The 6438-nt window shown below is 73.7% G+C and carries 8 protein-coding genes; 5 read left to right on the top strand and 3 right to left on the bottom strand.

Annotated features, from left to right (window positions below):
• Positions 1-9: 9 nt before the first annotated feature.
• From ABD191_RS10885 to ABD191_RS10895, 3 genes are read right to left on the bottom strand one after another with little or no spacing between them, the layout of a single operon-like run.
• Entirely contained in the window at positions 10-633 is a 624-nt protein-coding gene (locus ABD191_RS10885; RefSeq protein ID WP_344079574.1) for a TetR/AcrR family transcriptional regulator, read from the bottom strand.
• Positions 630-1901 (bottom strand): methyltransferase family protein, encoded by a 1272-nt coding sequence (locus tag ABD191_RS10890; RefSeq protein ID WP_344079576.1) that lies wholly within the window; start codon positions 1899-1901, stop codon positions 630-632. The genes ABD191_RS10885 and ABD191_RS10890 overlap by 4 nt, the downstream gene beginning before the upstream one ends.
• A complete protein-coding gene (locus tag ABD191_RS10895) occupies positions 1898-2779 on the bottom strand; it encodes a hypothetical protein (protein ID WP_344079578.1) in 882 nt (293 codons plus the stop codon). Before ABD191_RS10895 ends, ABD191_RS10890 begins: the two co-directional genes overlap by 4 nt.
• Positions 2780-2906: 127 nt before the next feature.
• Here ABD191_RS10895 and ABD191_RS10900 point away from each other — a divergent pair, with 127 nt between their 5' ends.
• Genes ABD191_RS10900 through ABD191_RS10920 form a run of 5 tightly spaced genes read left to right on the top strand, consistent with a single transcriptional unit; the run spans position 2907 to position 6286 of the window.
• Positions 2907-3248, top strand: coding sequence for a hypothetical protein (locus ABD191_RS10900; RefSeq protein WP_344079580.1), 342 nt, complete (start codon positions 2907-2909; stop codon positions 3246-3248).
• 6 nt (positions 3249-3254) lie between these two features.
• The gene (locus tag ABD191_RS10905; protein ID WP_344079582.1) at positions 3255-4085 is read left to right on the top strand and encodes a prolipoprotein diacylglyceryl transferase; all 831 of its coding nucleotides are present in this window, start codon (positions 3255-3257) and stop codon (positions 4083-4085) included.
• Positions 4082-4453 (top strand): hypothetical protein, encoded by a 372-nt coding sequence (locus ABD191_RS10910; RefSeq protein ID WP_344079584.1) that lies wholly within the window; start codon positions 4082-4084, stop codon positions 4451-4453. Before ABD191_RS10905 ends, ABD191_RS10910 begins: the two co-directional genes overlap by 4 nt.
• 10 nt (positions 4454-4463) lie before the next feature.
• Positions 4464-6041 (top strand): radical SAM protein, encoded by a 1578-nt coding sequence (locus tag ABD191_RS10915; protein ID WP_344079590.1) that lies wholly within the window; start codon positions 4464-4466, stop codon positions 6039-6041.
• A complete protein-coding gene (locus tag ABD191_RS10920) occupies positions 6038-6286 on the top strand; it encodes a hypothetical protein (RefSeq protein WP_344079591.1) in 249 nt (82 codons plus the stop codon). Before ABD191_RS10915 ends, ABD191_RS10920 begins: the two co-directional genes overlap by 4 nt.
• Positions 6287-6438: the final 152 nt, after the last annotated feature.

Here is a 6438-nt window from a genome sequence, read left to right on the forward strand (position 1 = left end):
CCCGCGCGCTCAGCGGCGGCGGCGCAGGCGAGCGCGCACCGCCCGTCGCGCTACCGGGCCGAGATCGTCCACGGCCTCCATGACGACGCCGAGCCGCTCCAGCGCGGTGAGCGCCGCGGCCGCGCCCGCCGGATCGACGCCCTCGAAGAGTTCCAGCCCCACGAACGCGGCTGACACGGCGTGGGCCAGACCCCCGGGGTCGGCGACGTCGGCCAGCGCCGAGTCCTTGAGCAGGCGGCGCAGCACGGCCTCCACCTCGGCCACCCACAGCGACAGCGCGCGACCGGTGGCGGTGGCGAGTTTCTCGTCCGTCTGCGCGCCCGCGAGCAGTTGGGCGAGGACGGCGACGTTGCCCTGCGCGCGTTCCTGCTCGTGCACGGAGCGGCCCACGTCGAGCAGCTCGCGCAGCGAGCCCACGGCGGCGAACGCCGTCCGGTAGCGGTCCACGGCCGCGGCCGTCGCCACCTGGCACGCTTCGCTGAGCAGGTCGTCCATGCTGCCGAAGTGGTAGAACACGAGGGCCTGGTTGACCCCGGCGGCGGCCGCGACCGTGCGCGCGGACACGCCCGCGATGCCGTGACTGCGCACGGTCTCCAGCGCGCCGTCGATCAGCTTCTGCCGCGTGTCGCTCATGGGCCAGACCCTCTCACAGCCGGCAGGTCGCGCGGCCCGGCGCCCACGCCGTCCGCGATCAGCGTGGCCAGCCGGTCGAGCACCGGCACCCGCAGCGCCCAGCCCACCGCCGCCCAGCCGAGGTGGACGTGTTCCAGCCCGCGCGCCACGGCCGCGACCCCGTCCGCGGCGTACCCGTCCGGCGCCTCGTAGCGGGCCCGGCGCAGCGGGCGCGGGTACTCCTCGGCCGGGTGGATCGTCAGGCCCCGTGGCCCGAGCGCGCCCACCGCGCCCGCCGTGGCGTCGCACATGTCGCACGTGACCGACAGGTGCAGCCGCGCCGGCTCCTCGACGTACGGGCGCCAGCGCGGCCACCAGGTCCGCACGTGCGCGCGGTACCCCGCCCAGGCCGCCCCGTGCCGGCGGGTGAGGTCGCGGTGCTCGTGCGGCCCCGCGATGAACGCCGCGAACAGCGCGGTCGACGCGGCGGCGGCGACCAGCGTCGCGCTGTGGGTGACGGCCGCCGCCACGAGCAGCAGGCCGACCCCGGACAGCTGCATGGGGTTGGCCACGTACGCGTACGGGCCGGTGGTGACGAGCGTCCGGGGCGGGTCCCACGGGTACGGCGTGCCGCCACCCCGCTCGACGAACTCCCGCACGGCCAGCACCCCGGGCAGCGCCACCAGCGCGACCGCCTGGACGACCAGCGACACGCCCCAGCGCGGCAGGCCGGCCAGGTGCGACCACGAGCCGTCGCCCAGGTCGATCGCCACGGCGGGAATGAGCCACAGGGTCAGCCCGGCGAAGGTGACCAGCTGGAGCGTGGCCCGCGCGGGCAGCCGTCGCTCATCGGCGACCCAACGGCCCAGCAGGATCGCCGGCAGCGCCACGGCCGCCAGCCCGATCGCCTCGCCGACGAGCCACCGCTCGCCGAGCGTGACCAGCGCTGTGAGCCGCGGCATGATCAGCAGGTCCAGAAAGCCCAGCGCCGCGAGGGTCAGCGGCACGGGCACGCGCACCAGGGCCGGCAGCGCGCCCCAGAGCAGCGCCCAACCGAGCCACAGGTCGGCGGGCGTGCCGAGTGCCGAACCGGTCACTGCGGCGAAGCGCCACCAGCCCGCCGCGCCGGCGACCATGTTGAGCGCGAGGATGCCGACGCCCGCCGCGACCGTCCCGATCAGCGCCGCCCCTCGTCGGCGCCGATCGGGACGGGTGTGCCACGCGGCCGCGAGCACGGCGGCGACGGGCACCAGCAGCGCGAGGTAGCGCGCGACCGTGAGGGCGGTCACGACCGGTCCGGCAGGCCGAGGGCGTCGAGCAGGTAACCCGCCGCGGCGTCGGTGAACAGCTCGTCGAGCGGCCCGAAGTACCAGGACGGATCCAGCCGGCGGGTGAACGCGAGGCGGAGGGTCACCTCGGTGCCGCCCTCGACGGCGTGCCAGCGCAGCGTCCCTTCCTGCCAGTGCAGCCAGCGTGCCGTGATGCTGCTGTCGCTCACCACCCGGAACCGGACGCTGTCCGGGGTGCGTTCCGCGACCTCGGTGACGAGCACGCCGCCGGGGCCGTGGGCGTCGCCGTGGAAGTGGAACACCCACTGGTCGCCCGGGTCGATGCCGGCGCCCCCGACGTGCCGGGGCACCGGCATGCCGGTGAGCAGCCACGGCCGGGGTGCCGCGTCGAGCCGCGGGCCGGCCGCGACGCGCGCCGCGATGTCGCCCGGCGCGGCGGCGACGACGTGCGTGGCGCTGACCTCGTGGTGCGGGTCCATCCGCCACGAGGGCACCACGCCCTCCGCGCCGAGCAGCAGGGCGAGCGGGACGACCGCCAGGTGCAACCGACGGCGGGTGAAGGTGACGATCGCGGTGATGGCGTGCCCGACCGCGTAGACGAGCGGGGCGGCGAGCAGCACGCAGATGGCCCCCTCATGCAGGAACACCGCAGCCATGAGCAGGGCGATCGTGATGCCCTTGAACGTCATGAGGTGCGGGCTGCCCCGCGACGGGCTCATCGCCACCGCGAGGGCGAGCAGGGTGGGCAGGCCGACGAACAGTATCGCGGTGTCGACCCGGCCGGTCGACACCGCTAGGACGAACGCGACCACGGCCAGCGTGATCACCAGCCCCACGAGGACGTACGACCCCCGCGCGCCCGGCTCTTCCGTATCCATCAGACCTCCCCGAATTTTTGAGCAGTCGCTCAACCGCCAGCGTAAGGCACGTTTGAGCGCTCGCTCAAGAGGGTGCGGGTCAGATTCTTGAGCATCCGCTCAAGGGCTGTGCCGTACCCTGCTTCACGTGACGCAACCGCAGCCCGACAGCGGGCAGCCCACCCCCGAGCCGGAACCGCCAGCGGGCGGCGGCCTGCGCGCCCGGCTGGGCGGCATCGGCCTGTCACTGCTCGGCTACGTCCTCGCGCTCGTCGTCGCGCTGACCGAGCTGCGGTCCAGCGACAGCGGCTACACCGTGCTCGCGTACGCCGTCACCGCCACCGCCGTGACCGTGGTCCTGCTGGTGCTCGGCGTCGCGCTCGTGATCCCCCAACGGACCCGCGCCTTCGGCACCGGTGTGCTCATCGGCGCGGCCATCGGGGTGCTCTGCGGTGGCGGCATCTGCTTCGGCGTCCTCGCCACCATCTAGGACGCCATGGTTCCCACCCTCGGCCACCTCGGTCCGCTGCCCGTCAACACCCACGACGTCTTCGTCGGGCTGGGCGTGATGGTGGCCGCCGTGGTCTTCCTGCTGGAAGCGCGCCGACGCCGGGTCTCCGACGAACGGGTCTGGATCGTGGTGGCCGGCGCGCTGGTCGGCGGGGCGCTGCTCGCCCGGCTGGGCACGTGGGCGCAGCATTTCGACCTGCGCGACAACGCCTCCCTCGTGGAGCACTGGCTCTACGGCAACCGCAGCATCCTGTCCGGACTCGTCGGGGCGTACGCCGGTGCGCTCGTGGCCAAGCGGCTCACCGGTTACCGCACCCCCACGGGCGACCTGTTCGCGCCGGCCGTGGCGCTGGGCATGGCCGTCGGCCGCGTCGGCTGCCTGCTGACCGAGCTGCCCGGCACCCCGACCAGCCTGCCGTGGGGCATCACCCTCTCGCCCGCCCAGGTGGAGGCGCTGCGCCCCGCGTACGGGGCCGCCGCCGTGGCGGGCGTGCCGATGCACCCCTCCTTCGCGTACGAGATCGCCTTTCAGCTTTTGATCTTTTGCCTGTTGTGGCGGCTGCGCGACCGGCTGGCCGCGCCGGGGGAGCTGTTCAAGCTGTACCTGGCCGGGTACGCGGCCTTCCGGTTCGCGGTGGAGTTCGTGCGGGGCAACGAGGTCGTGTTCGCCGGACTGACCCGGCCGCAGCTGTTCCTGCTGGCCTGCGCGCCCCTGCTCGCCTGGCACCTGACCCGCCAGGCGCGGCGGGGCGTCTACCGTGACGCGTGGCGGCGCACCGACCGCCAGCCCGCACCCGCCACGGAGGCAGCCTCGTGAGCGTCTACTACCCGCCGTCGAACCCCACCGGGCCGGGCCGGCCGCCCAAGCCGCCCATCACGCCGGGCTGGGTGTTCGCCGGCATCGGGCTGGCCATGCTCGGGCACCTGCTGACGATCGTCCCCGCCATCCCGGTGCTCGCGGCCTCCACGCCGGGCGGCGACGCCGTCGGCACCGCCGTCATCGTCATGCTCATCGCCCAGGTCGTCGTCTTCCTCGGCTGCCTGGTGGCCGGCATCGTGCTGCTGGCCGGCGAACGGGTCTCGCGCGGGCTCGGCCTGGGCCTGCTCATCGGCTGGGCGGTCGGCGTCCTCGTCGTGCCCGTCGTGGGCTTCGGGCTGTGCGTACAGGCGATCAGCAGTTACTGAGGAGGGCGAGATGACCACTGGCATGCCGCTGCGCGGCGACCGGCTGCACCGCTACGTGGTCGCCTTCTGCCCGCACTGCCACGCCGACGACCCGGACCGCCCGCTCGCTGACGTGGCGCGGCTGTCCGGCTGGCTCGTCGAGCGCGACGGCCGGATCTGGTTGGAGCGCGGCTGCCGCACGCACGGCCTGGTGCGCACCCTCTACGACGAGTCGCCGGAGATCCTGCGCTACCTGGAGCGGTGGACCGCGCCGACCAAGACGCACATTCCGGATGTGCGCGGCAACTTCGAACCGGTCCCGTCGGCCTACCTGGCCGGGCTGCCCGAGATGCAGACCCAGCACACCTGCATCCTGCTGGCCGACGTCACGGCCGAATGCAACCTGCGCTGCCCCACCTGTTTCACGGACTCGTCGCCCGAGCTGACCGGCGTCGCCCCGCTCGCCGACGTGCTCGCCTCGCTGGACACGCGGCTGTCGCGGGAGAACGGGCGCATCGACGTACTCATGCTCTCCGGCGGCGAGCCCACGCTCTACCCGCACCTGCGGGAGCTGCTGGCCGAGGTGAGCAGCCGCAACGTCGTGCGGGTCCTCATCAACACCAACGGCGTGAAGATCGCGCGCGACGACGCGTTGCTCGACCTCATCGCGTCGCACCGCGACCGCGTCGAGATCTACCTGCAGTACGACGGGGTGTCCGAGCGCGCCTCCCGCCACCATCGCGGCGGCGACCTGCGGGCCCTCAAGGAACAGGCGATCGACCGGCTGTCCGCGCGCGGCGTCTTCACGACGCTCACCATGACGGCCGCGCTGGGCGTCAACGACGACGAGATCGGCGCCGTCGTGCGGCGGGCCCTGGACACCCCCTACGTCGGCGGGGTGTCGTTGCAGCCGCAGTTCGGCTCCGGCCGCTCCGCCGACCTCGACTGGTCAGACCGGCTCACCCACACCGGCGTACTCGCCCGCCTCGGCCCGCAGACCGACGGCCAGGTCACGTGGCGCGACCTCACCGCGCTGCCGTGCTCGCACCCGCACTGCTGCTCCGTCGGGTACCTGCTGCGCGACGACTCGGGCACCTGGCGGTCCATGACCACGCTGATCGGCCACGACAAGCTGCTGGAGTTCCTCGACCTTGCCCCCGACGCGGTCGCCAACCGCATCGCCGACGTCGAACTGCCGGCCGCCATGAAGGTCGCCGTCAAGGAGTCGCTGCTCGGACTCCTGTCGGAGCAGTCGTCGCTGTCGCACCCGCGCGTCGGCGACCTCTGGCGCGACATCTGCGAGAACTGCGACCTCGGCATCTCGACGCTGATGACGCTGGCGTCCTCGGCCCTGCCCGGCGGGCAGGCCCGGCTGCGCAAGCTGCTCGGCGAGCGGGTCAAACGGATCACCGTGAAGCCGTTCATGGACATGGCCACGATGATCGAGGAGCGGCTGACGCAGTGCTGCGTCCACGTCGCCACCGTGGGCGCCGCCGACGCCCACCAGTGCGCGCCGTTCTGCGCCGTGCAGGCCTGGCCGGCGCTGTCGGCGCAGCGCCTCGGGTGGTCGGCCGCCGCGCGCCGCCCGCTGCCGTTGGTGGTGTCATGAGTACGCCCCCGTACGACCCGCTGCGCCTGTGCGTGTACGCGACCGTCGCGCTGCTCGCCTGGCTCCTCGGCCCCATCGCCGTGCTGGGCTTCGCGGTGCTCGGCTTCGTCGGTTACTGGCGGGCCCGCCGCGCCGGCCTGACCCGCTCGAAGTGCGTGCTCCGCGACACCCGCCTGGTCCTCACGTACCTGGCCGCGATCGCCCTGGCCGCGACCGCGGCCCTCGCCTACCAACTCGCCACCTGACCCACCGCCCCCTCCCCACCCGCCCCGTCCCGCTTCTCCAGCCGATGTTTGGGTGGTTCCGCGCCAAATTCGGCACGGTTATGAGGCGCGGAATCGTCCAAATCATCGGGCCCGTGGCCGGGCGCCCTGGAGGCGCGAAAATGGGGCGGTGG

It is taken from the genome of Luedemannella helvata, assembly GCF_039528415.1.
GTDB classification, from domain to species: domain Bacteria; phylum Actinomycetota; class Actinomycetes; order Mycobacteriales; family Micromonosporaceae; genus Luedemannella; species Luedemannella helvata.